Origin of the sequence: Algibacter luteus (assembly GCF_900141715.1) — a bacterium.
In the GTDB taxonomy this organism is placed as follows: domain Bacteria; phylum Bacteroidota; class Bacteroidia; order Flavobacteriales; family Flavobacteriaceae; genus Arenitalea; species Arenitalea lutea.
The window spans coordinates 55,691-82,002 of record NZ_FQYK01000008.1 but is presented as its reverse complement, the minus strand read 5'-3'; the positions used below and the strand labels follow the sequence as shown (position 1 = coordinate 82,002).

The 26,312-nt window shown below is 32.5% G+C and carries 22 protein-coding genes; 18 read left to right on the top strand and 4 right to left on the bottom strand.

Features of this window, described 5'->3' with window-relative positions:
- Positions 1–91 precede the first annotated feature (91 nt).
- The 7 genes from BUA46_RS13390 (at position 92) to BUA46_RS13365 (ending at position 8,866) form a co-directional block, all read left to right on the top strand.
- Positions 92–445: a 4Fe-4S dicluster domain-containing protein gene (locus BUA46_RS13390; RefSeq protein ID WP_019388349.1), complete on the top strand. Its 354-nt coding sequence runs from the start codon at positions 92–94 to the stop codon at positions 443–445.
- Between the two features lie 146 nt (positions 446–591).
- Entirely contained in the window at positions 592–1,686 is a 1,095-nt protein-coding gene (gene ychF / locus BUA46_RS13385; protein ID WP_019388348.1) for a redox-regulated ATPase YchF, read from the top strand.
- A gap of 232 nt (positions 1,687–1,918) precedes the next feature.
- Positions 1,919–2,818 (top strand): DMT family transporter, encoded by a 900-nt coding sequence (locus BUA46_RS13380; protein ID WP_019388347.1) that lies wholly within the window; start codon positions 1,919–1,921, stop codon positions 2,816–2,818.
- A 213-nt stretch (positions 2,819–3,031) separates the two neighbouring features.
- Positions 3,032–4,882, top strand: coding sequence for a DNA topoisomerase IV subunit B (locus tag BUA46_RS13375; RefSeq protein WP_019388346.1), 1,851 nt, complete (start codon positions 3,032–3,034; stop codon positions 4,880–4,882).
- Positions 4,883–5,033: 151 nt separating this feature from the next.
- Positions 5,034–5,168, top strand: coding sequence for a hypothetical protein (locus tag BUA46_RS15290; protein ID WP_262482098.1), 135 nt, complete (start codon positions 5,034–5,036; stop codon positions 5,166–5,168).
- A 9-nt stretch (positions 5,169–5,177) separates the two neighbouring features.
- On the top strand, positions 5,178–7,826 hold the full coding sequence (locus tag BUA46_RS13370) for a DNA gyrase/topoisomerase IV subunit A (RefSeq protein WP_019388345.1): 2,649 nt from the start codon (positions 5,178–5,180) through the stop codon (positions 7,824–7,826).
- A gap of 287 nt (positions 7,827–8,113) precedes the next feature.
- Positions 8,114–8,866, top strand: coding sequence for an endonuclease/exonuclease/phosphatase family protein (locus tag BUA46_RS13365; protein ID WP_162129540.1), 753 nt, complete (start codon positions 8,114–8,116; stop codon positions 8,864–8,866).
- 12 nt (positions 8,867–8,878) lie between these two features.
- Here BUA46_RS13365 and BUA46_RS13360 read toward each other — a convergent pair whose 3' ends face one another.
- The gene (locus BUA46_RS13360) at positions 8,879–10,138 is read right to left on the bottom strand and encodes a carboxypeptidase-like regulatory domain-containing protein (RefSeq protein WP_019388343.1); all 1,260 of its coding nucleotides are present in this window, start codon (positions 10,136–10,138) and stop codon (positions 8,879–8,881) included.
- Between the two features lie 269 nt (positions 10,139–10,407).
- On the opposite strand from BUA46_RS13360, the gene bshC reads away from it, so the two are divergent.
- From bshC to BUA46_RS13330, 6 genes are all read left to right on the top strand, one after another.
- On the top strand, positions 10,408–12,009 hold the full coding sequence (gene bshC / locus BUA46_RS13355) for a bacillithiol biosynthesis cysteine-adding enzyme BshC (protein WP_019388342.1): 1,602 nt from the start codon (positions 10,408–10,410) through the stop codon (positions 12,007–12,009).
- 5 nt (positions 12,010–12,014) lie between these two features.
- Positions 12,015–13,385: a pyridoxal phosphate-dependent decarboxylase family protein gene (locus tag BUA46_RS13350; protein ID WP_019388341.1), complete on the top strand. Its 1,371-nt coding sequence runs from the start codon at positions 12,015–12,017 to the stop codon at positions 13,383–13,385.
- A 62-nt stretch (positions 13,386–13,447) separates the two neighbouring features.
- Positions 13,448–14,983, top strand: coding sequence for a glutamine-hydrolyzing GMP synthase (gene guaA, locus BUA46_RS13345; RefSeq protein WP_019388340.1), 1,536 nt, complete (start codon positions 13,448–13,450; stop codon positions 14,981–14,983).
- 287 nt (positions 14,984–15,270) lie between these two features.
- Positions 15,271–17,205: a LysM peptidoglycan-binding domain-containing protein gene (locus tag BUA46_RS13340; protein WP_019388339.1), complete on the top strand. Its 1,935-nt coding sequence runs from the start codon at positions 15,271–15,273 to the stop codon at positions 17,203–17,205.
- A gap of 27 nt (positions 17,206–17,232) precedes the next feature.
- Complete coding sequence (locus tag BUA46_RS13335; protein ID WP_019388338.1) at positions 17,233–17,787, top strand: DUF922 domain-containing protein; 555 nt, start codon at positions 17,233–17,235, stop codon at positions 17,785–17,787.
- 3 nt (positions 17,788–17,790) lie between these two features.
- The gene (locus BUA46_RS13330) at positions 17,791–18,045 is read left to right on the top strand and encodes a DUF3820 family protein (RefSeq protein ID WP_019388337.1); all 255 of its coding nucleotides are present in this window, start codon (positions 17,791–17,793) and stop codon (positions 18,043–18,045) included.
- A gap of 34 nt (positions 18,046–18,079) precedes the next feature.
- On the opposite strand, the gene BUA46_RS13325 is transcribed toward BUA46_RS13330, so the two are convergent.
- Positions 18,080–18,862, bottom strand: coding sequence for an energy transducer TonB (locus BUA46_RS13325; RefSeq protein WP_019388336.1), 783 nt, complete (start codon positions 18,860–18,862; stop codon positions 18,080–18,082).
- Positions 18,863–19,060: 198 nt separating this feature from the next.
- On the opposite strand from BUA46_RS13325, the gene BUA46_RS13320 reads away from it, so the two are divergent.
- On the top strand, positions 19,061–19,891 hold the full coding sequence (locus BUA46_RS13320) for a winged helix-turn-helix domain-containing protein (RefSeq protein WP_244890601.1): 831 nt from the start codon (positions 19,061–19,063) through the stop codon (positions 19,889–19,891).
- On the opposite strand, the gene BUA46_RS13315 is transcribed toward BUA46_RS13320, so the two are convergent.
- Complete coding sequence (locus BUA46_RS13315; protein WP_019388334.1) at positions 19,892–20,488, bottom strand: phosphatase PAP2 family protein; 597 nt, start codon at positions 20,486–20,488, stop codon at positions 19,892–19,894. It abuts the gene before it with no gap.
- 127 nt (positions 20,489–20,615) lie between these two features.
- On the bottom strand, positions 20,616–20,855 hold the full coding sequence (locus tag BUA46_RS13310) for a hypothetical protein (protein ID WP_019388333.1): 240 nt from the start codon (positions 20,853–20,855) through the stop codon (positions 20,616–20,618).
- Positions 20,856–21,111: 256 nt separating this feature from the next.
- Between BUA46_RS13310 and BUA46_RS13305 the strand changes: the two genes are divergently transcribed.
- Genes BUA46_RS13305 through BUA46_RS13290 form a run of 4 tightly spaced genes read left to right on the top strand, consistent with a single transcriptional unit; the run spans position 21,112 to position 26,308 of the window.
- Positions 21,112–23,085 carry a peptidylprolyl isomerase gene (locus BUA46_RS13305; protein WP_143148139.1) on the top strand — a complete coding sequence of 658 codons (1,974 nt, stop codon included), beginning with the start codon at positions 21,112–21,114 and terminating at the stop codon, positions 23,083–23,085.
- A 2-nt stretch (positions 23,086–23,087) separates the two neighbouring features.
- Positions 23,088–23,939, top strand: coding sequence for a hypothetical protein (locus tag BUA46_RS13300; protein WP_019388331.1), 852 nt, complete (start codon positions 23,088–23,090; stop codon positions 23,937–23,939).
- Entirely contained in the window at positions 23,902–25,350 is a 1,449-nt protein-coding gene (locus BUA46_RS13295; protein WP_019388330.1) for a peptidylprolyl isomerase, read from the top strand. Before BUA46_RS13300 ends, BUA46_RS13295 begins: the two co-directional genes overlap by 38 nt.
- A gap of 4 nt (positions 25,351–25,354) precedes the next feature.
- Entirely contained in the window at positions 25,355–26,308 is a 954-nt protein-coding gene (locus BUA46_RS13290) for an AAA family ATPase (protein WP_019388329.1), read from the top strand.
- Positions 26,309–26,312 lie beyond the last annotated feature (4 nt).

Below are 26,312 nucleotides of genomic sequence, written 5' to 3'. Positions count from 1 at the left end.
TTGGTTATGAATGGTTTTGGCTTTATTTTTGCAACTGCAAATTTAAGGATTCTATGCAGAGTTCTTAAACTTTAAAAGATAAAAAATTACTATGGCAATTATAATAACAGACGAATGTATAAATTGTGGGGCATGCGAACCTGAGTGTCCTAATACAGCAATATATGAAGGTGCAGATGATTGGCGCTATAAAGATGGTACGAGTTTAGATGGTAAAGTTGTACTAACTAATGGTACTGAAGTTGATGCTGATGAAGCTCAAGAACCGATAAGCGATGAGTTGTATTACATTGTTCCAGATAAGTGTACAGAATGTAAAGGGTTTCACGACGAGCCACAATGTGCTGCAGTTTGTCCTGTAGACTGTTGTGTACCTGATGAAGACCATGTTGAAACCGAAGAAGAATTATTAGCTAAACAACGCTTTATGCACCCTGACGGTTAAAAATGGCTAAAAAATATATTTTAAAAAATCCTAAGCAAACACTTAGGATTTTTTTTTGCCTTGAGTAAGAATTTAAATATTCCTAATAATGTATAAATCTAATTCATCTAATTAACTACATTTGCACTCGCAAAATTAAAGTAATTATGAAAGCAGGTATTGTAGGATTGCCAAACGTAGGGAAATCGACTTTATTTAATTGTTTATCGAATGCAAAAGCACAAAGTGCAAATTTTCCGTTTTGTACAATAGAGCCTAATATTGGTGTGGTAAATGTACCAGATCCACGTTTGGAGAAATTGGAATCTTTGGTTAACCCAGAGCGTGTTGTGCCTGCAACTGTCGAAATTGTTGATATTGCCGGATTAGTGAAAGGCGCTAGTAAAGGAGAAGGATTAGGAAATCAGTTTTTAGCCAATATTCGTGAGACCGATGCCATCCTTCATGTATTAAGATGCTTTGATAACGATAATATTGTACATGTTGATGGTAATGTAAATCCTATTCGCGATAAAGAAACTATCGATATGGAATTACAACTTAAAGATTTAGAAACTGTTGAAAAGAAACTCGATAAAGTAAAACGTGCTGCTAAAACAGGTAATAAAGACGCTCAGAAAGAAGAAGCTGTTTTATTACAAATAAAGGCTGGATTAGAATCAGGAACTTCCGTTAGAGCATTAGAGTTTAGTGAGGATGATTACGAAGATTTTGTAAAGCCGTCACAGTTTATAACCGATAAGCCCGTAATGTACGTTTGTAATGTAGATGAAGGCGCTGCGGTTTCAGGAAATGCTTATGTAGACCAAGTCAAAGAGGCTGTAAAAGACGAAAGTGCAGAGGTTTTAGTGCTTGCAGTAGGAACAGAAGCAGACATCAATGAGCTAGATGATTACGAAGAGCGACAAATGTTTTTACAAGATATTGGCTTAGACGAACCCGGTTCTGCAAAATTAATTCGTTCTGCTTATAAATTACTTAATCAGCAAACCTATTTTACAGCAGGAGTGAAGGAAGTTCGTGCTTGGACTGTAGATATTGGTGCCACTGCACCGCAAGCAGCAGGCGTTATTCATACCGATTTCGAAAAAGGCTTTATTCGTGCAGAAGTTATCGCATATAACGATTACGTAAGCTACGGAAGTGAAGCTAAAGTAAAAGAAGCTGGTAAAATGCGTGTTGAAGGTAAAAACTACATCGTAAAAGATGGCGATGTCATGCACTTCTTGTTCAACGTATAAAATTATTTTATTGGCGTTACCCTTTGGGTCGGGCTTTCCGTTCCAAGTCCTCGCGTCGTGCCTCCGCTGTGGGCTATCCACTACAATCCCTAACGCAGGTGTTCTTACTAAGTCATTTTTCTATTCAGTATTTGAGTTATTTTGCAATTTTTATTACCATAAACAACACTGAACATCGTAATAAATTATTTCTCGAGGTTTAAAACGAAAAAATCAAATCTACTTTCGTTCAATGCATCTCGATAAACAATTTTGGTATGGCGTAGCTCTTGGGGTTTTAGGAATCGTTTTATTTTCTTCTAAAGCGGTCATGGTCAAGTTGGCATACAACTATAATATTGATGCTATTAGTGTTTTACTGCTCCGCATGTTATTTTCCTTTCCATTTTATCTTGTAATTGCTTATTGGTATAGAAACCAAAATTCTGATGCTTTGGTAGAAGCAAAAGACTATGTATGGCTTGTATTTTTCGGTTTAGTAGGTTATTATTTAGCTAGTTATTTCGACTTTGTAGGATTAACATATATCAAAGCAAGTTTAGAGCGTATTATTCTTTTTCTATACCCCACGATTGTATTACTTTTTAATAGAATATTCTTAAAAAAAGCAATTACTAAAATTCAAATTATTGCCATAATATTAACGTATTTGGGTATTGTTATTGCGTTTTCAGATGAGGTTGCTATTTCTGGTTCAGATACCTATTTAGGAGGTTTTTTTATTTTGCTTAGCGCCATTACTTATGCGTCGTATTTGGTTGGTAGCGGATGGTTAATCCCAAAATTTGGAGTAATGAAATTTACTGCGTATGCTATGATAGTTTCATGTGTCTGCGTCTTCATACATTACGGTTTGATTAATGAAATGGATATTTTTAGTTTTTCGTGGGAGGTCTATGGTTTAGGATTCTTAATTGCATGTTTTGCAACGGTTATACCTTCATTTTTAGTTTCTGCCTCAATTAAAATGATTAATTCCTCAAACTTTGCCATTTTAGCTGGTATTGGTCCAATATCTACGATAATTTTGGCAGCCGTATTCTTAAACGAGGTTTTAACTTGGTTGCAACTTTTTGGTGCCTTGGTGGTAATTATTGGTATTTTATTAGTGTCGACTAGAAAAGCAACTTGATAAATAATTTAAACTAGTTCTAAATCGGTAAATTAGTTTAAAAATAATAACCATTTGCAGACTAGTAGTCGTATTTTTAACGTTCTCAACAATATTTACTTTTATTGTTAATTACTTTGTAACGCTGCGGTTTTATTTTTTGAAAGGTTGTGCTATATTAGCGTGCTATCTTATACTTTTGTGTTTAGAAAGTATTAAAATCACAACCTATTTATGCTTGAACAGACCAATTATACCGAAGATAATATACGTTCTCTAGACTGGAAGGAGCATATTCGTATGCGCCCTGGGATGTATATTGGTAAACTTGGTGATGGGTCGTCACCAGACGATGGTATTTATATTCTACTTAAAGAAGTTTTAGACAACTCCATAGATGAGTTTGTTATGGGAGCTGGTAAAACTATAGAAATTTCAATTCAAGGCAATAAAGTCATTGTTAGAGATTACGGACGAGGCATTCCTTTAGGAAAAGTAGTTGATGTGGTTTCTAAAATGAATACCGGAGGAAAATATGATTCAAAAGCATTTAAAAAGTCGGTTGGATTAAATGGTGTTGGTACTAAAGCAGTTAATGCGCTTTCTTCATTTTTTAGAGTAGAGTCTACACGTGATAGTAAATCTGCTTCAGCAGAGTTTGAACAAGGTAACCTCATTAATAAAGATTTATTAGAAGACACTTCACGTAGAAAAGGTACTAAAGTGTCCTTCGTCCCAGATGAAGTTATTTTTAAAAACTATAAATACAGAAATGAGTACATAGTTAAAATGATAAAAAACTATGTATACCTAAATCCAGGGTTAACCATAGTTTTTAATGGTGAAAAATATTTTAGCGAACACGGATTGAAAGATTTGTTGAGTGAAAATATTAATGAATCCGATAGATTATATCCTATTATTCATTTAAGAGGTGATGATATTGAAATAGCTTTAACACATAGTAAAACCCAATATAGCGAGGAATATCATTCGTTTGTAAACGGGCAAAACACCACACAAGGCGGAACACATTTAAATGCTTTCAGAGAGGCTTTTGTGAGAACCATTCGCGAATTTTATGGTAAAAATTACGATGCTTCAGATATTAGAAAATCTATAGTAAGCGCAATCGCTATAAAAGTGATGGAACCTGTTTTTGAGAGTCAAACTAAAACAAAGCTAGGTTCAACAGATATGGGAGGCGATTTGCCTACCGTTAGAACCTATATCAATGATTTTTTAAAGACCTATCTAGATAATTATCTTCATAAAAATCCAGATACAGCTGAAAAAATACAACGTAAAATTCTTCAAGCAGAACGCGAGCGCAAAGAATTATCGGGTATTAGAAAATTAGCAAAAGATAGAGCTAAAAAGGCGAGCCTTCATAATAAAAAATTACGCGATTGTCGGGTGCATTTCGGTGACACCAAAAATGAAAGAAATCTAGAAACCACGTTATTTATAACAGAGGGTGATTCGGCATCTGGTAGTATTACAAAATCTCGTGATGTAAATACTCAAGCGGTATTTAGTTTAAAAGGAAAGCCATTAAACTGCTACGGATTAAGTAAAAAAATAGTGTATGAAAACGAAGAGTTTAACCTGTTACAGGCGGCTTTAAATATTGAAGAATCACTTGAAGACTTACGTTATAATAACGTAGTAATTGCAACAGATGCAGATGTCGATGGAATGCATATTCGGTTATTGCTCATAACGTTCTTTTTACAATTTTTTCCAGAGGTAATTAAAGAAGGGCACTTGTATATTTTACAAACCCCATTATTTAGAGTTAGAAATAAAAAAGAAACTATTTATTGCTATTCTGAAGAAGAACGAAGAGATGCTATTGAAAAACTGAAACCGAAGCCTGAAATAACGCGATTTAAAGGATTAGGTGAAATTTCACCTGATGAATTTAAACATTTTATTGGAGATAATATTCGGTTAGATCCTGTGATGTTAGAAGAGGGAATGTCTATTGAAGAGTTACTTTCTTTCTATATGGGTAAAAATACACCTACCAGACAGGAATTTATTATAGATAATTTAAAAGTAGAATTAGATATTGTAGAATAGTTTTATGTTTATGTACATTTTTAGATAAATAGACCTAATTATAAACTAGTTTAAAGTTAAAATTAATGTGATAAAATATCTTAAATTTGTATTACATATCGTATATCTTGAAATATACAAGTATAAAATAATTAAATCAAACTAAACTAAAATGTTATATAACAAGGATAAAGCGCACTTTACGAAAAGATCTTATAAATATTTGCACGTACACACGAGTAGTGAGCAAGCACATAGATTAAGAAACGTAGGAAGAGTAATGCTTAACGGAACACCTAAAAAATAGGTTTTTTAAATGATTGAAGACGGCGACGAGTTAATTAACGGACAAGACGAACCTAAAGAAACCATAACCCGAGTTACGGGAATGTTTAAAGATTGGTTTTTAGACTATGCGTCTTACGTTATATTAGAACGTGCAGTTCCTGCCATTGAAGATGGCTTTAAACCAGTACAGCGTCGTATCATGCATTCCATGAAAGATTTGGATGATGGTCGATATAATAAAGTTGCAAATATAGTCGGTCATACCATGCAATACCATCCGCATGGTGATGCAAGTATAGCTGATGCTATGGTTCAAATTGGCCAGAAAGATTTATTAATAGACACCCAAGGTAACTGGGGTAACATTTTAACTGGCGATAGTGCTGCAGCTTCACGTTACATAGAAGCACGTTTATCGAAGTTCGCGCTAGATGTAGTTTACAATCCGAAAATCACAGAATGGCAAGCCTCTTATGACGGGAGAAGAAAAGAGCCAATTAACTTGCCTGTCATGTTTCCATTGTTACTGGCGCAAGGAGGTGAAGGGATTGCAGTTGGACTTTCAACGAAAATATTACCACATAATTTTATTGAACTTATTGATGCTTCAATAAAACACTTACAGGGAAAACGATTTACCATTTTACCAGATTTCCCTACTGGTGGAGAAGCAGATTTTTCAAATTATAATGATGGTTTACGTGGGGGGAAAGTACGTGTTCGTGCCAAAGTTTCTCAATTAGATAAAAATACACTGGTAATTACTGAAATTCCTTTTGGTACAACAACATCTTCTCTTATTGATTCGATTTTAAAAGCCAATGATAAGGGTAAAATCAAGATAAAAAAAATTGAAGATAATACGGCTGCCGAAGTTGAAATTTTAATTCATTTACCTTCCGGTTTATCACCAGATAAAACTATTGATGCATTGTATGCGTTTACGAGCTGCGAATCGTCAATTTCACCTCTTGGTTGTGTTATTGAGGACAATAAACCACTGTTTGTTGGCGTAACTGAAATGCTTCGTCGTTCAACAGACAACACGGTGCAACTTCTAAAGCAAGAACTAGAAATTAAATTATCTGAGTATGAAGAGCAGTGGCATTTCGCTTCTTTAGAACGAATTTTTATAGAGAAAAGAATTTATCGTGATATTGAAGAAGAAGAAACCTGGGAGGGCGTTATAAAAGCCATTGATAAAGGACTTCAGCCACACATTAAACATTTAAAACGCGCTATAACTGAAGACGATATTGTGCGTTTAACTGAAATTAGAATCAAGCGTATTTCTAAATTTGATATTGATAAAGCACAACAAAAAATAGATGCGCTTGAAGATCAAATTGCTGAAGTAAAACATCATTTAGCAAATTTAATAGATTATGCAATTGCGTACTTTACTAGGCTAAAAAAGGAGTATAGTGCAGGTAAAGAGCGCAAAACAGAAATAAAAATATTTGATGATGTTGATGCTACTAAAGTTGTTATTAGAAATACGAAACTTTACGTTAATCGAGAAGAAGGCTTTATAGGAACATCATTAAAGCGCGATGAATATGTTTGCGATTGTAGTGATATAGACGATATTATTGTGTTTACTGCCGAAGGGAAAATGATGGTTACAAAAGTAGATTCAAAAACGTTTGTTGGTAAAGATATTTTACACGTCGCCGTATTTAAGAAGAAAGATAAACGTACTATTTATAATATGATTTATCGTGATGGAAGAAAGGGGCCTTCATACATAAAGCGTTTTGCTGTTACAGGAGTCACTAGAGATAGAGAGTATGATTTAACAAATGGAAGTAAAGGATCTTCAGTTTTATATTTTTCGGCAAACCCGAATGGTGAAGCTGAGGTTGTCACGGTTAATTTACGTCAAGCAGGAAGTATTAAGAAACTAAAGTGGGATATAGATTTCGCAGATATAATTATTAAAGGTCGCGTTTCTAAAGGAAATTTAGTGACTAAATACTCTGTTAAGAGAATTGAATTAAAAGAAAAAGGAGTTTCTACTTTAAAACCTCGAAAAATTTGGTATGATGAAACTGTTCAACGTCTTAATGTAGACGGAAGAGGAGAGCTCATTGGTGAATTTAGAGGCGAAGATAAACTATTAATTATAACACAATCTGGAATAATTAAAACAGTGACGCCTGAAGTTACAATGCACTTTGATGACGACATGATTGTTCTTGAAAAGTGGGTGCCTAAGAAGCCTATTTCTGCTATTTACTTTAATGGTGAAAAAGAATTGTATTATGTTAAGCGTTTTTTAATAGAACAGGAAGGGAAAGAAGAAAGCTTCATTTCAGAGCATCCAAATTCTCAATTAGAAATTGTTTCAACAGACTGGAGACCCATGGCCGAAGTCGTTTTTGCTAAAGAACGAGGTAAAGACCGAAAGGAGAATTTAGAATTCAATTTAGAGGAGTTTATTTCAATTAAAGGTATTAACGCATTAGGTAATCAATTAACAAAAGAAAAAGTAAATCAAGTAAATCTACTTGAACCACTGCCATATGATGCACCTGAAGAAGTGCATGCCGATGAAATAGAAGTTGTTGATGAAAAAGAAGTATCAACTGAAATTAAAAGTAATCCTTCTATAAATGATTCAGATTCTAAAGACCCAGATTTAGAAGCTGATGATGGCCAAATAACGTTATTTTAAAAAATAATAACTTGTTAAATTCTATTACTCTCAAATTTGTTTGGCGAGATATAGGTCGCACAATGACTTTAATACCTAGTTTGTTTTTGATGACTGGGTGTGTAATAGTTTCCTGTTATAACGGTTTTTTAGCTTTTGTGTTTTCTCTAATTATACCTTTTCTCTTTACATTAAATGTAATACTCGGAGTTTTTTGGTTGATTACACGAAATAAATTTTTTTTACTTTCAATTTTATCTGTTATAGTTTATTTCTTCTTTTTTGATTCGTTTGTACAGTTTAATTCTTTGAAAGAATCAATAAATTCAGATAATTTATCAATTTTAAGTTATAACGCAAATGGTTTTAAATATGATGGTAAAGATGGAAATCGAGAAGGGGATGATAAGATAGCAGATTTTATAATTAAAAGAGAACCGGATATTGTTTGCTTCCAAGAATTCTCAGCAATAAAATATAAACCGTTTAAAGATTATCCATTTTGGTTTAAAACTAATTTAGTTACCTCAGGAAAATCTGTAATGGCTATGTTTTCTAAGTTCCCTATAGTTAATAAAGGATATATTGATTTTCCTGATTCTAGAAATCAAGCAATTTATGCAGATATTAAGTTCAATGGTAAGATTGTTAGGGTTTATAATATTCATCTTGAATCTTTTAAATTACGACCAAGAAATTCCGATTTAAACCTGTCAGGAATTTTTAAACTCACTAATAGGGTTGAGAAGGTTCAAATTATGCAAGAAGAACAGGCAAAAATAATTATTAAGCACGCTAATGCATTTAAAGGAAAAGTAATTTTTGTAGGCGATTTTAATGCCACACAGTATTCAAATACTTATAGAAAATTATCACATAATATGTTTGATTCATTTATAGAATCAGGACGAGGATTTGGTGGGACTTATCCCAGACTTAATTATCCAATTAGAATAGATTACATTTTGGTTGATAAAGATATTGAAGTACACTCACATGAAAATTTTAAGCTAAAATTATCAGATCATGAACCTATTCTTGTTAATCTAGCAATTCATTAAAGTTTAATATTTTTAAGTTCGCTTTAACTGCTTCTGAATTTTTTTAATTGCCGATTCAATTGATTTTTCTGGCTCAATAATATTATATGCTCCCCAAAATCGTGGATCTGAAAAGCCTGATGCTTTTTCGCTAATAATCGTTGAAGGCGTAATTAAGTTACTTCTTTTTTTAGCAAGTTTTGTATCTTGAATTTGCCAATCTGTTATTGCCATTTCACTATTTAAAGTATAAGTAGAATTGAATAACTTACCTTTCCAATTCACTTTAAAAGTTAAAGAAATATTGCTGTAAGCGTATTGCCATTTGCCATTTGTTGTTCTATAATTAACTCGATATTTTGCTTCTGTCGGATAGACATCTACCTTTCTAGGTTTTTTTCTAACATACATTCTACTTGATAATTCTCTATTTGAAACATTTAAACTATAAACCGCATTGGTTAGCGCTAAAGTTTCAGCATCTATGTAAAGTTTACCAAAATATAACGGAATACCAATGTCTTCTTTCTGTTTAAAGTTCACAACATAGATTTGACGATTGTTAATTTTAGTAGATTTTCCGTAACTAAATTTATATTTAGGCATGTCCTCAGGTGTAAAAATGAACTCAGGATATTTTATAATATCAGTATATAAATTGCTAAATGGTCCACCTTGTAATTTCAAAGCAAGAGTATCAAGTTTCGAATAATCGGTATTCTTTCTGGCTTTTATTAGTTCAATATTATCAGTTCTAAAATTATTATAAGGCTGTTTATGAATTTTAACAACAGCTTCAGAAAGCGATGCGTTTTTTCTTCTTTTCTTAATAGTTTCTCTATAGAATGCGGTCATTACAGAGTTTTCGTTATTGTAAAGACTGCTTTTTTTCTCGAGGGTGCGTTCCACTAAATCTCTCGCATCCTTTGTCACAAGACTTATACTAATTTCATCCAATTCTGTTATTGCAGGTTCAAGCGCAATTTTTTCATTGTTCATTATTGATGAAATTTTCAATTCTTTTTTTTCATAACCTAAGTGAGAAATGATAATACTTCCATCTAAATTGGTATGAGGTACTTTTAATAAAAATTCGCCATCAGTATTCGTAACCGTGCTAATATTTGTGTCCAAAATAAGTACATCTGCGAATACTAAAGCGTCTTTAGTATCTTTATCTATAACTCTGGCTTCCAATTCAATGAAGTCCGTATCTTGTGCAAATAAGGTGTTTACTCCAACAATTAAAAGAAAAAGAGCTAGTAGGTATTTGTTGAATTTTAACGTTTTCATAACTATCTTTTTTTTATTGTTAATAAGATAATGAATTCTTGAAAAAAAAGCCAATAAATTAACATTTAATTAATTAATAATGAGAGAATTAAAAAGTATAAGAATTGATATTGAAAAACCCTGATAAATATTGAAAATATGATTGTTTTTATCGACCTATTTTAAGTCTCTGCAAATATTACATCAATGGACATATAGCTATTTCTTAACTAAAATTTTAGATATTAGAATTTTGAATAGCTGTATATTTACATGTTTTTATTAGTTATATGCAGCAAGAACATTTACCATTTAAGGAAACTGGTTATTTCTCACCTTTAATTTGTGATTATTTAGATAAAAAATCAGTATTAAAACCTTTCTACAATCGATTTCCAGATATCGACAGTTTCAATTTACAAATTGAAGAAAAGAAAAGCACAATAAAAAAAGAATCTCGCGATGTATTGGTAAATGTTTTAAAACAGCAGTATAATGAAATAGATACTTCAGAAATCACACTTCAATATATTGAAAGTCTTAGTTTAGATAACACGTTCACAATTACAACCGGGCATCAACTCAACTTATTTACCGGTCCGTTATACTTTCTTTATAAAATAGTTTCAACAATAAATCTTTCAAAGGCACTAAAAGAAAGACATCCTGAATATAATTTTGTGCCAGTTTATTGGATGGCAACTGAAGATCATGATTTTGATGAAATAAATTACTTCAATCTTAAAGGCAGAAAATTTCAATGGAATAGAAAGGCCAAAGGCGCTGTAGGTGAATTGAATACGGAAGGTTTAAATGAGGTTTATGAGTTGTTATCACAGGTGCTAGGAACTTCTTCTCAAGCCGAAGAATTGAAAAAAATGTTTCAGCAGGCTTATTTACATCATGATAATCTTGCCGATGCCACACGATATTTAGCAAACGAATTATTTAAAGATTACGGATTGGTCATTATTGACGCTAATGAACCTAAATTGAAGCGTTTATTTATTCCATATATTGAAGAAGAGCTCATAAATCAAACATCTTTTAAACAGGTTTCAAAAACTAACGAAGTACTTTCGAAGATTTCTGAAGCCTATAAAATTCAAGTTAATCCACGTGAAATTAATTTATTCTATTTAAAAGAAAACTTAAGAGAGCGTATCGTTTTTGATAATAGCATATTTAAAGTTTTAAATACTGATATTGTTTGGGGCAAAGATGAAATATTACAAGAAGTCGCTAAATTTCCTGAGCGGTTTTCACCAAATGTAATTTTGAGGCCGTTATATCAAGAAGTTATTTTACCAAACTTATGCTATATTGGAGGAGGAGGAGAGTTAGCGTATTGGTTTCAGTTAAAGCAATTTTTTGATGAAGTAAAAATACCTTTTCCCATATTATTATTGCGTAATTCTGTTTTAATTCAATCTGAAAGTCAACATAAAAAACTTGAAAAATTAAATGTTTCTGCTGAAGACATTTTTTTAAAGCGAGACGCTTTTATTAATAAAAAGGTAAGGGAAATTTCTAATGTAGACATCGATTTTTCAACTCAGAAAGAGCATTTAGTAAAGCAATTTGAAGACTTATATAAATTGGCTAAACAAACGGATAAATCCTTTTTAGGTGCTGTAAAAGCTCAAGAGGTGAAACAGCTTAAAGGTTTAGATGTTTTAGAAAAACGTTTATTAAAAGCTCAAAAAAGAAAACTTTCTGATGAGGTTGAAAGAATGATAAAAATTAAAAACGAGCTCTTCCCAAATGGAAGTTTACAAGAGCGGAATGCTAATTTTTCGGAGTTTTATTTGGATTATGGTGAATTATTGATAGCGATGTTAATCAAAAATTTAGAACCTTTAAAAAGTGAGTTCTTAATAATGAAGTATTAAAGCGTATGCACAAAATAGATATAGATTTAGTTGAAATGACCATGGATGTTATGAAATATACCATAGATAGAATTTCGGCTACTGAGCGAGAAATAGGTAAACCTAAGAGTGAATTTGAATTAAAATCAATCGTGGGAGAAACTATCACAGCGAAAGGAATTGGGGGAGAATTTGCTTTTAACCTATGGAAAGAGCATTTAATGAAAGCTAATGTACCTATAGATCATCCGCGTCATTTAGCATTCGTACCGGCAGCGCCTACAAGAGCAGCTATTATGTTCGATTTAGTTACATCGGCTTCTAGCATTCATGGTGCGTATTGGATGGAAGGCGCGGGAGGCATATTTTGCGAAAACGAAGCGATGCACTGGATGGTATCTCTCACAGGAATGCCTCAAGGTGCTTTTGGAGTTTTTACAAGCGGTGGTACTGCAGCGAATTTATCGGCCATGGTAACAGCTCGAGAGCACTGGAGGGAAAATGATGATTTTAGAGGTGAAAAAGGATTGATTATAACATCTATAGGAGCGCATTCATCAATAAAAGCCATGGCAAAAGTTATTGATGCCGATGTAATTTTGGTAGATACTGAAGATCAATTATTAGGTACCGAGTTGCAAGAAGCTATTGATAATTTAACGATACATCAAAGAAAAAGATTATTTGCAGTTGTTGCAACAGGAGGCACAACAAACGCTGGAATAATTGATGATTTACAAGGGATTGCTGCGGTTTGTGCAAACGAAAACTTATGGTTTCATGTTGATGCAGCTTATGGTGGTGGCGCTTTAGTAGCAGATTCTGTTCGCCACTTATTTAATGGTATTGAAAAAGCAGATAGTATTACTATAGATCCGCATAAATGGATGTTTTCTCCATATGATTGTGGTTCGGTTATTTACAAAAAACCTGAATTAGCCAAAAAAGCACACTCTCAAGAAGGATCGTATTTAGAAATTTTTAAAGACGAAGGCGCGCATGGTTTTAATCCAGCCGACTATCAAATACAGTTAACACGCCGCGTTAGAGGGTTACCATTATGGTTTTCATTAGCTACCCACGGAACAGATCGCTATAAGGAAGCTGTTGAAAGAGGTATAGAACTGGCTCAAATGGCTGGTAAAATAATTAAAAAACTACCTCATGTAGAGTTGGTTAGAGAACCAAGTTTATCTTGTGTTTTATATAGAAGAATAGGATGGAACCCCGAAGATTATACACATTGGACCTACGAGAATCATGAAAAAGGATTTGCATTGGTTACACCTACAAAATGGAAAACGGGCGATACTTTCGAAACGGTTTCTAGATTTTGTTTTATTAATCCAGATACCACAGAAAAGGATATTGAAATGATTTTAGATTCTATGGTTTAAAAATTGTTAAAAAAAGAACGAATCCTAATTCCTCAATATAAAATCAATTCCTATTTTTGCGCATGCAACATGACAAGGTACTTATTTTAGACTTCGGATCGCAATACACTCAGCTTATTGCCCGTAGAGTTAGAGAACTCAACATATACTCCGAAATACACCCATTCAATAAAATTCCAATAAACCTAGCAGAGTATAAAGCGGTGATACTTTCTGGTAGCCCGAATTCTGTGAGAGGTGAAGATGCATTGCATCCAGATTTATCACAGATTAGAGGACAAAAGCCTTTGCTTGCTGTTTGTTACGGCGCACAGTATTTGGCTCATTTTTCGGGTGGAGAGGTAGCACCATCTAATACTAGAGAATATGGTCGTGCTAATTTATCTTTTATTAAAAGCAACGAGCCATTCTTTGCGCATATCCACACCGGAAGTCAGGTTTGGATGAGCCATAGTGATACCATCAAAAAGTTACCAACAAACGGTGTGCTAATTGCGAGTACACACGATGTTGAAAATGCAGCGTATAGAATTGATGGTGAAGAAACCTATGCCATTCAATTTCATCCGGAAGTATATCATACTACCGATGGCAAGCAACTTTTAGAAAATTTTCTTGTTAGTATTGCTGGTTTACATCAAGATTGGACACCAGATTCATTTGTTGAAGAAACTGTAGAAGCTATTAAAGAGAAGGTAGGTAATGATAAAGTTGTTTTAGGTCTTTCTGGTGGTGTTGACTCAACAGTGGCGGCGGTTTTATTGAATAAAGCTATTGGGAAAAACCTATATTGTATTTTCGTTAATAATGGATTACTTCGTAAAAACGAATTTGAGAATGTATTAAATCAATATGAAGGCATGGGACTTAATGTAAAAGGTGTTAATGCATCGGCACGTTTTCTTGAAGCCTTGGCTGGTATTGAGGATCCAGAATTAAAACGAAAAGCGATTGGAAATTCTTTTATTGAAGTTTTTGACGATGAAGCTCATAAAATTGAAGATGTTTCTTGGTTGGCACAGGGTACTATTTATCCTGATGTTATAGAAAGTGTATCGGCAACAGGAGGGCCATCGGCTACTATAAAAAGTCACCATAATGTGGGCGGTTTACCAGATTTTATGAAACTTAAAATAGTAGAACCATTGCGTGCGATATTTAAAGATGAGGTAAGGCGCGTTGGAGCTACTTTGGGTATTGATCCTGAATTATTAGGACGTCATCCATTTCCAGGACCAGGATTAGGCATTCGTATTTTAGGTGATATTACAGCTGAAAAAGTACGTATTTTGCAAGATGTTGATGCTATTTTTATAAATGGTTTGAAAGAATGGGGGCTATACGATAAAGTTTGGCAAGCAGGTGCTATGTTATTACCAGTAAATAGTGTTGGTGTAATGGGAGATGAGCGTACCTACGAAAAATGTGTAGCACTTAGAGCGGTTGAAAGCACTGATGGAATGACTGCCGATTGGGTAAATCTACCATACGAGTTTCTTCAAAAAACATCAAACGATATAATAAATAAAGTAAAAGGCGTTAATAGAGTAGTTTACGATATTAGTTCGAAACCACCTGCAACCATAGAGTGGGAATAATTTGATAAACAGGTTTTTGCAGGTTTGCCCGCGTTAGGGATATTAGTGAAACATTTATGTTCATGAATTCATTAATATAAAATAGAAAAGCATGAATAAAAGCCCACAGGGAGGCACGACCGAGGACTTGTAGCGAATAGCCCGACCCTAGTGGTAACGCCCAAATAAAATTTGGCATGTTATATGCTACTAAGATTAAAAGGGTTGGTTTTAAACTTTTTTTAAGAATGAAGCGTATATTATAAAGTGGTTAGGTTTTACTATATTTATAGAGCACAGAAAACAATATGAAGAGAGTTTTATTAGTACTTATTTTGGTTTTAACATTTAGTTTTAACGCAGTTTATGCTCAAAACTTTAGCACACACCAAGTTAAAACAGGAGAAACAATTGAAGATATTGCAAAGCGTTATTTAGTGACACCTTTTGATATTTATCAGCTTAATCCTGAAGTAAAGAAAGAGTTGAAACCTAACACGGTTTTAATTATTCCTATTTCTAAGGCTAGAACTCCTAAGATTACTATCAACAAATCACTTTTAGGCTTTAAAGAACACAAAACAAAACGAAAAGAAACGCTTTATAGTTTGTCTAAAAAATATGAAGTTGAAGAAGAAGATATAAAAAAATATAATAAGTTTTTGTATGCCAATGCTTTGCGTAAAGGTGACAAACTTCAAATTCCAATATATAAAATAACAGAAATTGTTGAAGAGGTAGCGCCAACTAAAGAGTATACGGTTCAACCTAAAGAAGGGAAGTGGCGTATTGCCTACAAATTTGGTATTTCGGTAACTGAGTTGGAGATGTTAAACCCCGGTATAGATGAGGTTTTAAAAGAAGGTCAAGTTATAAATGTTCCTAATATTGATAAAGAAGGACAAAAACAATACGATGATAAATACAGTTACTATAAAGTTTTACCAAAGGAAGGGTTTTACCGTTTAAAACTTAAATTAGGTTTGGAGCAAGAAGAAATTGAAGCTTTAAACCCAAGCCTTAAAGAAACGGGTTTAAAATCTGGTATGATTTTAAAAATACCGCATTCAAATGCTATTGAAAGTGCTGGTTCAGGTGAGAATTTAGCCATTAATTTATTGGATAGTATTTCTGATTTTGAAACAAAGCATATTGTTGTGATGTTGCCTTTTAGAATGCATCGCGTAGATTTTGATTCTATATCGGACACTAAAAATAGTATAAAGAAAGATCCCTATTTACAGGCTTCTCTAGATTTTCATTCGGGCGTATTGTTAGCTGTTGATTCTTTAAAATCTTTAGGAATTTCTTTAAAGGTTGATGTTTATGATACGCGGTATGAAGTTAGTGAAGTAGATCGCATTTTAAGAGATAACGATTTTGAAGATGTTGATGCCGTAATTGGGCCATTGACACCGGATAGTTTTAATAAGGTCGCATCAGATTTGAAGAAGTATAATACGCCGGTAATTTCACCAATAGGCACTAATTTAAAATTATACGATAACGTATTTCAATCTAGACCATCGGACGATTTACTGAAGTCAAAAGTGGTAAATTTTGTAAAAGCTGATACTTTAGTTGGAAATGTTATCATTATAGCGGATACAAAAAATATGGCTATTGCCAACGAATTAAAACGTGAGTTTAATGCGGCAAGTTTGGTTTATTCTAGAAAAAACAAAGAAGGTAAAGATGAATTTTTTGTTACTAAAGAAGATATTGAAGCCGCTTTAAAACCAGGTAAAAATGTGGTGTTTTTAGAAACTCAAAACGAAGGTTACGCCTCGAATGTAACTAGTGTTTTGGCTTCCTTAAACAACAAGAAAGATCCAGAAACTAATGAAGAAGCACCTAATATCATGTTGTTTACAACTAATATTAATTCAGCTTTTGAGGGCGATCAAATAAATAACACACACTTGTCTACCTTACAATTTCATTTTGCGACAGCATCAAAAGAGTATAGTGAAAATGACCATAATTCTTTCGTAAAAAAATATAATAAGCTATATAACATCACGCCTAACAAAAGAGCAGTAAAAGGTTTCGATTTAACGATGGATGTTGTGTTGCGTTTGGTTTCTTCTCACGATTTGTATGCATCTGTTAATAATGCTCCACTTACCGAATATGTAGAAAACAAGTTTGCCTACAAAAAGAAGTTATTTGGTGGCTATTATAATGATACTGTTTATTTAGTTAAATACGACGATTTAACAATTGTTGAGGTAAAACAATAAGACTAAGTGCTATACGTTTTTAACTTTATGGCACTATTAAATTTAAAGTTTCTATTTTTATTTTTCTTTTCAGTTTTAACACAAGAAAACGAACCGGTTATATCTTGGAATCCTTCAAACAAGATAACTTGGTCTGATTTTAAAGGAAAGCCTATTGTAAATAGTGATGCAGTTGCTACAACAGCTTCGGGTATTACTTTTGGTTTCTCTATAACTCAAAAAAGCAATAATGATGTGGTAGCCTTTACCACAGAAGTTAATGCACACTTTTACCCAAAGCAGTCTTGGTACAAAGTGGAACGTGCCGATGCACATATATTAGATCACGAACGATTGCATTTTGATATCACTGAATTGTATGCTCGTAAGTTTCGATATAGAATTGGCCTGTTGAAGGTTTCTAATTCGATAAAAAAACAATTGCAAAAAATGCATAATGATATCAATTCTGAATTAGCTGAAATGCAGGATAAATATGATTCTGAAACAGATTTTTCTAGGAACTTTACCTCACAAGCACTTTGGAAAGCCTATATTGATGCTGAATTAAAGAAGTATGATAAATACCTATACGTAAATTAAATTATGCTACCAGACAAACAATTTTTAATAGACTTAGCACATACCAAAATGCCCTATGGAAAATATAAAGATCGCTATTTGATTGATTTGCCAGAGTATTATGTGGTGTGGTATCATAGTAAAGGATTCCCTAAAGGAAAATTGGGAATCATGTTGGAGCAGGTTTACGAATTGAAATTAAATGGTTTGGAGGAATTAATTAGAAATATAAAAAAGCAATATCCTAAAAAAAGTATTAAAAAAAGCTTCGAAAATTAATCCGAAGCTTTTTTATGATCTTATTTTATATGGATTAGCAACCCATTAAACCAAAAGAAACTACCAATTCTTGGTCTACATTATCACCTTTAGCATTGGAAGCAGGAATCCATCCACCTGGAGTTTCAGAAATTAACAGTGTCATTAAATCATCAATTTCAGGAAATCCTGGAGATCTGTCTAAATTCACATTTTCAATGCTTCCTTCTTTAGTTACAGTAAAATATAACTTGGCAGGTTTAAGTTTGTCTTCAGGAATTTGAGCAGTAGCTGCTTTAGTGTTTTCAACAAAGAAATTAATTAAGGCAGATTTTCCATAAATATATTCGGCTTGTGTTTCTGGAACAACTGTATGGTGTGGCGTAGAATAGGCATCAAATAATTCAGTCGATCCAAAATGTTTTTCTTTGTAATCAATTCTTAGTTTAAATCCATCAGAATAATTAATGGATTTAAGCAAGTTAATTTGTGCTTCGTTAAATTCACTACTTTTAGCTTTAATTCGCTTATTAGATTCTACGTCGTTTTCAATAACTATCAATTCAATAGATTCTATAGAGGTAATTCTATCTTGTTGCATGTCGTCTAAAAAATGAGTGATTGATAAATCGTTATGTATAATTTCTTTCTTAATAGGACCAAATCTAGGACCTATACCATAAATAAAATCTGCATCAGATTTTTTGGCTTCAGTAGTAACTTCAATACTCGCAATATTTAGGGCCTTTTCATCACTTTTGTTTTGACTCAGATAATTAAAACCGAAAAAACTAATGGCTGCAATAACGATACAAGTAATTATAATTGATTTTTTCATAACTGTTGTTCTTTTGATTAATTTCTATCAAATCTATAACTTCTAGAAAATTAACTGTTTAAACGATTGTAAATTAATGTAAATTTTGTGTAAATCATTATTAATTGTCGTTTAATACCATAGTTTTGTAAAATGAATTTGGGGTATTTTAGATCAAAAATTGGTATTTTTTCGTGCTTATTGCTATTTGCAGGGAGTTTGAATGCACAAAATTCTTTAAAAGACAAACATATTGAAGTAGCGCTTCGTATGCTAGGGCATAAAATTCTACAAAGCGTTTCGGATAGCACTTCAAGGGTGTTGCCAGTTATTAAAGAAAACAATCAATATAGAATACAATTTGAATCTGATTTTGCTTTTACTTCTGAAGGTTTAGTGGCCATGGTAAAAGATATTGTAGATGATACGGAAATTGCTAATAATTATATTGTTGAGGTAGAACATTGCAATACTTCTGAAATTATTTACAGTTTTGAAGTTAACGAAACCTCAAAACTTGATATTATTCCTTGTGGTGGCAGAATACAACCAAAATCGTGCTATAATATTTTATTCACCATAATAGATGAAGAGCTTTCTGGCGCAGAATTTATCACTTTATTAAATAGTGACTCAAATCCTCAAGAATTTGGCAACGGTTTTTATGCAATTATTTTAGCACTAGTAATTATTATTTTAATAATTTTCTTTTATAAAAGGAAACAATCTTTAAAGAAGAAATTTAATTCTAATTTGATTTCATTAGGGGCTTATCATTTTGATAAAAACAATACAGAGCTTATCATCGACAACCAAAAAATAGAATTAACAAGTAAAGAGGCAGAATTACTTCATTTACTTTACAAGTCGGTTAATGATACTGTAGAGCGCGATGTAATCTTAAACATGGTTTGGGGTGATGATGGCGATTATATCGGCAGAACCGTAGATGTTTTTATATCGAAGCTAAGAAAGAAATTAGAATTTGATTCTAAATTGAAAATTGTGAATGTACGTGGTATTGGCTATAAATTGGTTATAAATACTTAATTAGAATTTATATCTAAAAGCGATTAAAAACCCATCTTTATTTGTAGAAAAACCCATTTCCATATGCTCTCTTTGATATTCTGTCGTAAATAAATAAGTACTACCAATGCCAACCAGTGCTCCAGCTAAAACATCCCAAAGGTCGTGCCATCCATCTGGTCCTTCCATTCTACTAACTCCTACAATTGCAGCACCTAAATAAGCCCATTTGCCGTATTTCCATCCATAGCGTCGTTGAATGAATGAAGCTCCGGAAAACGCAGAAGTGGTGTGACCTGAGGGAAACGCATCGAATAAATTCCGCCCTTCAGGACGTTCTTTTTTAATTATTTTTTTCAATGAATGCGTAACAATAAAACTAGTGCCATAAGATAAAGCAAACTGTTTGGTGCCTTTCCAATCTTTTTTTATTATCGTTGTTAAACCAGCAATTGATGGGATGGCTATTTGTAAAATATCGCCCGTATCTTCTAAAACAAATTCCCATTTTTCATGAGTAGAATTGTCAGTTTCTGGTGTCTGCGCTTTTACAGAGAAATGTAAGCTTACAATACTAAAAAAGCAAACCAGTTGTTTTATAGATTTTGTAATTTTCATTACGTAGTAATATGGTTAGTTATAACTTATAACTCAATAGTTAACGTTTTATTATGGTTTATTTGGTTGCTTTTAAAATAGATAATCGCCCAATTATTTCCAATATTATCATATTTTGCTTTCGTTTTTATGCAATAGAATAAATTTGTCCTCTATGCGGTTTTAAAGCATCTCTAATAGGCTTCATTTGGTCTTCATCAACAACTAAAAAGGCTATAGAATGATTGTTGGATAAAACTTCACATCCAGTTAAATTAATATTTAAATCTTCAAGTTTTATGTATTCTTTGAGGTGGATTTCATGATGTTCAGCAATTTTAAGAGCATCGGGTCCATGAAAATCCCAAATAAGTTTTAATTTTCGCATTTAAGGTTTCACTTTTATTGATAATACTGGTTAATCTATATTCCAAATATAGCTGAATTAAAAATACAATTTATATATATGTTTTTATGTTTATTAGGTATAATATTTACTTTTTCTAATCGTTTGCAAAACAACTTGTATTATAGGTTTATATTAGTATTTTTGTAATCGTTGAAAAAAAAATACTCCAAGAAATTAGCATTAATAATTAAGTTGATTTTAATATAATTAATTATTAGTAAATGACGATTTACCTATGAAATTAATAAAGATTGAACAGATGAAATTAAAATATTCATTAACATTATTTTTGGCTTGCTTAATTATGCAATTAAATGGGCAATCGGTTAAGAACGATGTACTATTTACCGTTGCGGATGAACCTGTTTATACATCCGAGTTTTTAAGAGTTTATAATAAAAACTTAGATTTAGTACAAGATGATTCTCAAAAAAATATTGATGAATATTTAAAGCTATTTACAAATTACAAGCTTAAATTAAAAGAAGCAAAAAGTTTAGGATTAGATAAAAAACCGTCGTATTTAAAAGAGCTAGATAAATACAAAAAACAATTAGCTAAAAACTACATTACAGATTCGAAAGTTACCGATGCGTTGGTAAAAGAAGCGTATAACCGAATGTCATATGAAGTGAATGCGGATCATATTTTAGTAAAGGTAAATGAAAACGCAACCCCACAAGATACCCTTAAAGCTTATACTGAAATCCTTAAGTTAAGAGATAGAGCATTAAATGAAGGTTTTGAAAAGGTTAGGGCAGAAGTGCATAATGGTCAAACTCTTTTTGGGGAAAAACTAGGTTATTTTACGGGCTTTAAAATGGTGTATAAATTTGAAAACGTAGCGTTTAATACAAATGTCGGAGACATCTCGGAGCCATTTAGAACCCGTTTTGGATATCACATTGTTAATGTACTTGATAAGCGTAAATCTAGAGGAGAGCGAACCGTGGCTCACATTATGCTAGTTGAAAAAAATCAAGATTCTTTAAGTGAAAAGCCCGAAGTTAAAATTCAAGAAATTTATAAAAAATTGACGCAAGGAGAATCGTTTGAAAGTTTGGCGAAACAGTTTTCAGACGATAAAAATTCAGCACCAAATGGAGGGAAATTAAAACCATTTTCTGGAGGACAAATAAGAGCCAAAGCTTTTGAAGATGTAGCTTTTAATTTAGAAAAAGAAGGGGATGTATCCGAGCCTTTTAAAACAGAGTTTGGTTGGCATATTGTAAAACTTCATAAGATTACTAATGTGCCGAGTTTTGAAGAAATGAAACCGGAATTGGTAGAAAAGGTTAAACGAGATGATAGATCGAAGTTAATAGATGAGGCGTTAATCAATAAACTTAAATTAAAATATAATATTGGAGTTGAACCAAATTTGGAGTATTTCGTATCAATATTAAACAACGATTATTTTAAGAGGACTTGGAGTTTGCCTGATAATTTTAATGGTCGTGAGTCTTTAATAAAAATAGGAGATAAGCAATTTACTAACAATGATTTTGCAGTTTATTTGCTAAACACACAACGTCTAAGAACAAAAGAAGCACCTTTCGAAACAATAGTTTCAGATAAATATCAATCATTCTTAAAGGAAAGTTTGATAAAGTATCAAGAAGATCATTTAGAATCTGAAAATGAAGATTATGCAAACATTGTTGCAGAGTATAGGGATGGATTGTTGTTATTTGATTTAATGGAAAATACTATCTGGAATTCATCAAAATCAGATTCCATAGAAATTGAGCGTTTTTATGAGAAAAACAAGGCTAACTATTTTAAACCAGAAAGGATTAATGCAGTGGTTGCAGTTTCAACCAAACAAAAAACACTAAAAAAAGTATCCAAACTGTTAAGCAAAAACATGAAGTTAGATCAAATTAAATCCCTTGTAAATGGTAATGATAAGATTGATGTGATTTTTACTTCGGATGTTATGGATGCTGAACATCAAGCACTACCAGAAGCATTTGAATTTAAAAAAGGAGTTTCTAAAATATATAAACATAATGATAGTTTTGTAGTTGTAAAAGTTAACGAGGTTTTACCCAAAGAACAAAAGTCTTTCAACGAAGCTAAAGGGAAAGTAATTAGTGATTATCAAAATTACAAAGAAGAGAAATGGCTTAATGATTTGAAAGCCAAATATGTTGTTAAGGTTAATGAAGACGTGCTTAGCGATATAAAATCAAAACAAAAACAATAAACGTGCGAATAAAACACTTTTTAATAGGGCTATTTGTTTTAGTATGTTCTTGTGATTTTATTAAAAAATCAGTAGATGGTACTCCAATTGCAAGGGTCAATGAAAATTACCTGTATCAAGAAGACATAGAAGATATTTTGGCAGAAGGAATATCAAAAGAAGACAGTACACTTTTGGTTCAAAACTTTATTAATAAATGGGCTACACAACAATTATTTGTTGATGGCGCAAAACTTAACTTAAGCGAAGAGAAACAAGAGGCATTCAATAAATTGGTTGTTCAATATAAAAATGATTTATACTCAAAAGCATATATTGAAGCCTTAGTCAAACGAAGTATTGACACCACTGTTCCTTTAAATGAAGCGCAACAATATTATGAAGCCAATAAAGAGGTGTTCAAATTAAACGAAGAACTTCTGAAGTTTCGTTACGTGCATATCGATGAAAATATTATTAATTATGATGATATTCAAACACGCTTTAAACGTTATAATGATAAAGATAAAAAGCTTCTAGATTCTATTTCTATTCAGTTTAAATCCTATTCGTTTAATGACTCTATTTGGATTAAACTTAGTCATGTTATAAGGAAAATACCTGCGGTAAATTCTGAAAACAAAAATCAACTGTTAAAAAAATCTAATTTTGTACAACTCAAAGATTCATTAGGAGTATATTTGATGCAAATTAATGATGTACTTGTAAGAAATGATACTGCGCCGTTAGAGTATGTAAAGCCTACAATAGACCAGATAGTAATTAATAAGCGAAAATTAGAACTGATAAAAGAATTAGAAAAAGATATCACAAAAGATGCCATTAAAAACAAACAATTTGAAATATACAATTAACCTAAAACCCCTTTTAGTTTTAAGCTTTGCCTTTTTAGCGAGTGCCACTTATGCGCAAGAAATCATTGATGATGAAGTAAAGGAGGTAGCCAAAAAAGTGGATTCTGTTGATACCTCTAAAGCCAGAAAAGTAGACGGGGTAGCTGCGGTTGTTGGAGATTTTATAGTTCTTGAGTCTGATATTCAAAAAGAAAAAGAACAAATAATAGCTGCAGGAGGTTCTATTGAAGGCGTTGATGATTGCCAACTGTTTGGTTTAATGCTAGAAAGAAAATTGTACGCGCATCATGCCATTCAAGATAGTATTCCTGTATCTGATGCAGAAGTACGAAAAAATGTAGACTATCAAATTCAGCAGTTTCTTCAGCAAACAAATGGTTCTATGGAGCGTTTGTTAGAATTTTATAACAAAGAAGATGAAAAAAGCTTTAGAGATGAAATGTTTGAAATTAACAAATCGAACTTATTAGCTCAAAGAATGCAATCTAAAATCGTTGAAGAAATTGAGATTACTCCAGAAGAAGTAAGAACATTTTTTAATAAGATTCCTGAAGATGAACGGCCAACATTTGGGACAGAACTAAAAGTAGCTCAAATTGTTGCAGAGCCTAAAGTTTCAGAAGAAGAAATAAAAAGAGTTATCGATAGGTTAAGACAATTTAAAGCGGATATAATCGAAAGGGGAGCAAGTTTCCGTTCTAAAGCAGTCTTATATTCTCAAGATCCTGGATCTGCAAGTAAAGGTGGAAAGTATACGCTAAATAGAAAACAACCGCGTATGGTTAAGGAGTTTAGACAGGTTGCTTTCGCCTTACAAGAAGGTGAAGTTTCAGAACCTTTCAAAACCGATTTTGGATACCATATTATTACTCTAGAAAAAATACGAGGACAAGAATATGATGTGGCCCATATTTTATTAACTCCAAAAGTTTCAGACGAAGCTATAGATGAAGCTAAAGAGCGACTAGAAAATGTAAGAAAGCGAATTGTAGCTGAAGAAATTACATTTGCAGAAGCAGCAAGAGAAGTGAGTGATGAAAAAGAAACAAAATATGATGGCGGGCAATTGATTAACCCAACTACACAAGATTATAATTTTGAATTAACAAGAATGGACCCAGAGCTTTATGCACAAATTCAGAATTTAAAAGATGGCGAAGTAAGTTTAGTACTGCGTGAAGAAGATAGAACTGGTAAAGTAAAATTTAAAATTTTAATGGTTACAGATAGAATTGATGAGCATAAGGCAGATTATGCACGTGACTTTTTAAAAATTAAAGATTTAGCATTAGAGGAAAAGAAAATTAGAGCCATTGAAAAGTGGCAAGATGAAAAAATACTCGATACTTATATTAAAATAAGTAAAGAGCATAGAGGTTGTGATTTTTCTGGTAACTGGTTAAAAAAATAATAATATGAGTGACGTTGCTGCCATTGAGGACTTTGTAAAAAAATTTAAAGAATTAAAAACTGAAATTGCCAAGGTTATTGTTGGTCAAGATGAAGTTGTAACACAAATACTTATTTCAATATTTTCTGGTGGTCATTCGTTGCTTATAGGTGTACCTGGTTTAGCAAAAACCTTGATGGTGAACACCATTGCACAAGCATTAGGGTTAGATTTTAAACGTATTCAGTTTACTCCAGATTTAATGCCAAGTGATATTCTAGGTAGTGAAATATTAGACGAAGACCGTCATTTTAAATTCATAAAAGGGCCTATTTTTGCTAATATTATTTTAGCAGATGAAATTAACAGAACACCTCCAAAAACACAAGCCGCTTTATTAGAAGCTATGCAGGAACGAGCGGTTACGGTAGCAGGTCATCATTATAAATTGGAATTACCTTATTTTGTTTTGGCCACTCAAAACCCTATCGAGCAAGAAGGTACGTATCCGTTGCCTGAAGCTCAGTTAGATAGATTTATGTTTGCTATAAATTTAGAATACCCTTCTTACGAAGAAGAGGTTCAGGTAGTAAAAGCAACTACCAACGACGAAAAAGTTACTATCAATGCCTTATTCTCATCAAATCAGATTGTAGATTTTCAGCATTTAATTCGTAGAATTCCTGTTGCAGATAATGTCATTGAATATGCGGTGTCTATGGTTGGCAAAACAAGACCAAATTCTAAGGAAGCACCAGAGCTTGTGAAAACATATTTAGATTGGGGTGCTGGTCCTAGAGCATCGCAAAATTTAATTTTAGCTGCCAAAACTCATGCTGCTATTCATGGTAAATTTTCACCCGATATTGAAAATGTTCAAGCGGTTGCTCAAAGCACTCTTCGCCATAGAATTATAAAGAATTACAAAGCCGAAGCTGAAGGAATTTCTGAGACTCAAATTATCGAAAGCTTATTCTAAAGTT

What these genes read in the sequence shown, in the direction of transcription:
- BUA46_RS13340 (WP_019388339.1), top strand. Translation starts at nt 15,271, where the DNA reads ATGAAGAGAGTTTTATTAGTACTTATTTTGGTTTTAACATTTAGTTTT.
- BUA46_RS13305 (WP_143148139.1), top strand. Translation starts at nt 21,112, where the DNA reads ATGAAATTAATAAAGATTGAACAGATGAAATTAAAATATTCATTAACA.
- guaA (WP_019388340.1), top strand. Translation starts at nt 13,448, where the DNA reads ATGCAACATGACAAGGTACTTATTTTAGACTTCGGATCGCAATACACT.
- BUA46_RS13360 (WP_019388343.1), bottom strand. Translation starts at nt 10,138, where the DNA reads ATGAAAACGTTAAAATTCAACAAATACCTACTAGCTCTTTTTCTTTTA.
- BUA46_RS13315 (WP_019388334.1), bottom strand. Translation starts at nt 20,488, where the DNA reads ATGAAAATTACAAAATCTATAAAACAACTGGTTTGCTTTTTTAGTATT.
- BUA46_RS13370 (WP_019388345.1), top strand. Translation starts at nt 5,178, where the DNA reads ATGATTGAAGACGGCGACGAGTTAATTAACGGACAAGACGAACCTAAA.
- BUA46_RS13295 (WP_019388330.1), top strand. Translation starts at nt 23,902, where the DNA reads ATGCCATTAAAAACAAACAATTTGAAATATACAATTAACCTAAAACCC.
- BUA46_RS13380 (WP_019388347.1), top strand. Translation starts at nt 1,919, where the DNA reads ATGCATCTCGATAAACAATTTTGGTATGGCGTAGCTCTTGGGGTTTTA.
- BUA46_RS15290 (WP_262482098.1), top strand. Translation starts at nt 5,034, where the DNA reads ATGTTATATAACAAGGATAAAGCGCACTTTACGAAAAGATCTTATAAA.
- BUA46_RS13375 (WP_019388346.1), top strand. Translation starts at nt 3,032, where the DNA reads ATGCTTGAACAGACCAATTATACCGAAGATAATATACGTTCTCTAGAC.
- BUA46_RS13290 (WP_019388329.1), top strand. Translation starts at nt 25,355, where the DNA reads ATGAGTGACGTTGCTGCCATTGAGGACTTTGTAAAAAAATTTAAAGAA.
- BUA46_RS13330 (WP_019388337.1), top strand. Translation starts at nt 17,791, where the DNA reads ATGCTACCAGACAAACAATTTTTAATAGACTTAGCACATACCAAAATG.
- BUA46_RS13325 (WP_019388336.1), bottom strand. Translation starts at nt 18,862, where the DNA reads ATGAAAAAATCAATTATAATTACTTGTATCGTTATTGCAGCCATTAGT.
- BUA46_RS13310 (WP_019388333.1), bottom strand. Translation starts at nt 20,855, where the DNA reads ATGCGAAAATTAAAACTTATTTGGGATTTTCATGGACCCGATGCTCTT.
- BUA46_RS13350 (WP_019388341.1), top strand. Translation starts at nt 12,015, where the DNA reads ATGCACAAAATAGATATAGATTTAGTTGAAATGACCATGGATGTTATG.
- bshC (WP_019388342.1), top strand. Translation starts at nt 10,408, where the DNA reads ATGCAGCAAGAACATTTACCATTTAAGGAAACTGGTTATTTCTCACCT.
- BUA46_RS13390 (WP_019388349.1), top strand. Translation starts at nt 92, where the DNA reads ATGGCAATTATAATAACAGACGAATGTATAAATTGTGGGGCATGCGAA.
- ychF (WP_019388348.1), top strand. Translation starts at nt 592, where the DNA reads ATGAAAGCAGGTATTGTAGGATTGCCAAACGTAGGGAAATCGACTTTA.
- BUA46_RS13335 (WP_019388338.1), top strand. Translation starts at nt 17,233, where the DNA reads ATGGCACTATTAAATTTAAAGTTTCTATTTTTATTTTTCTTTTCAGTT.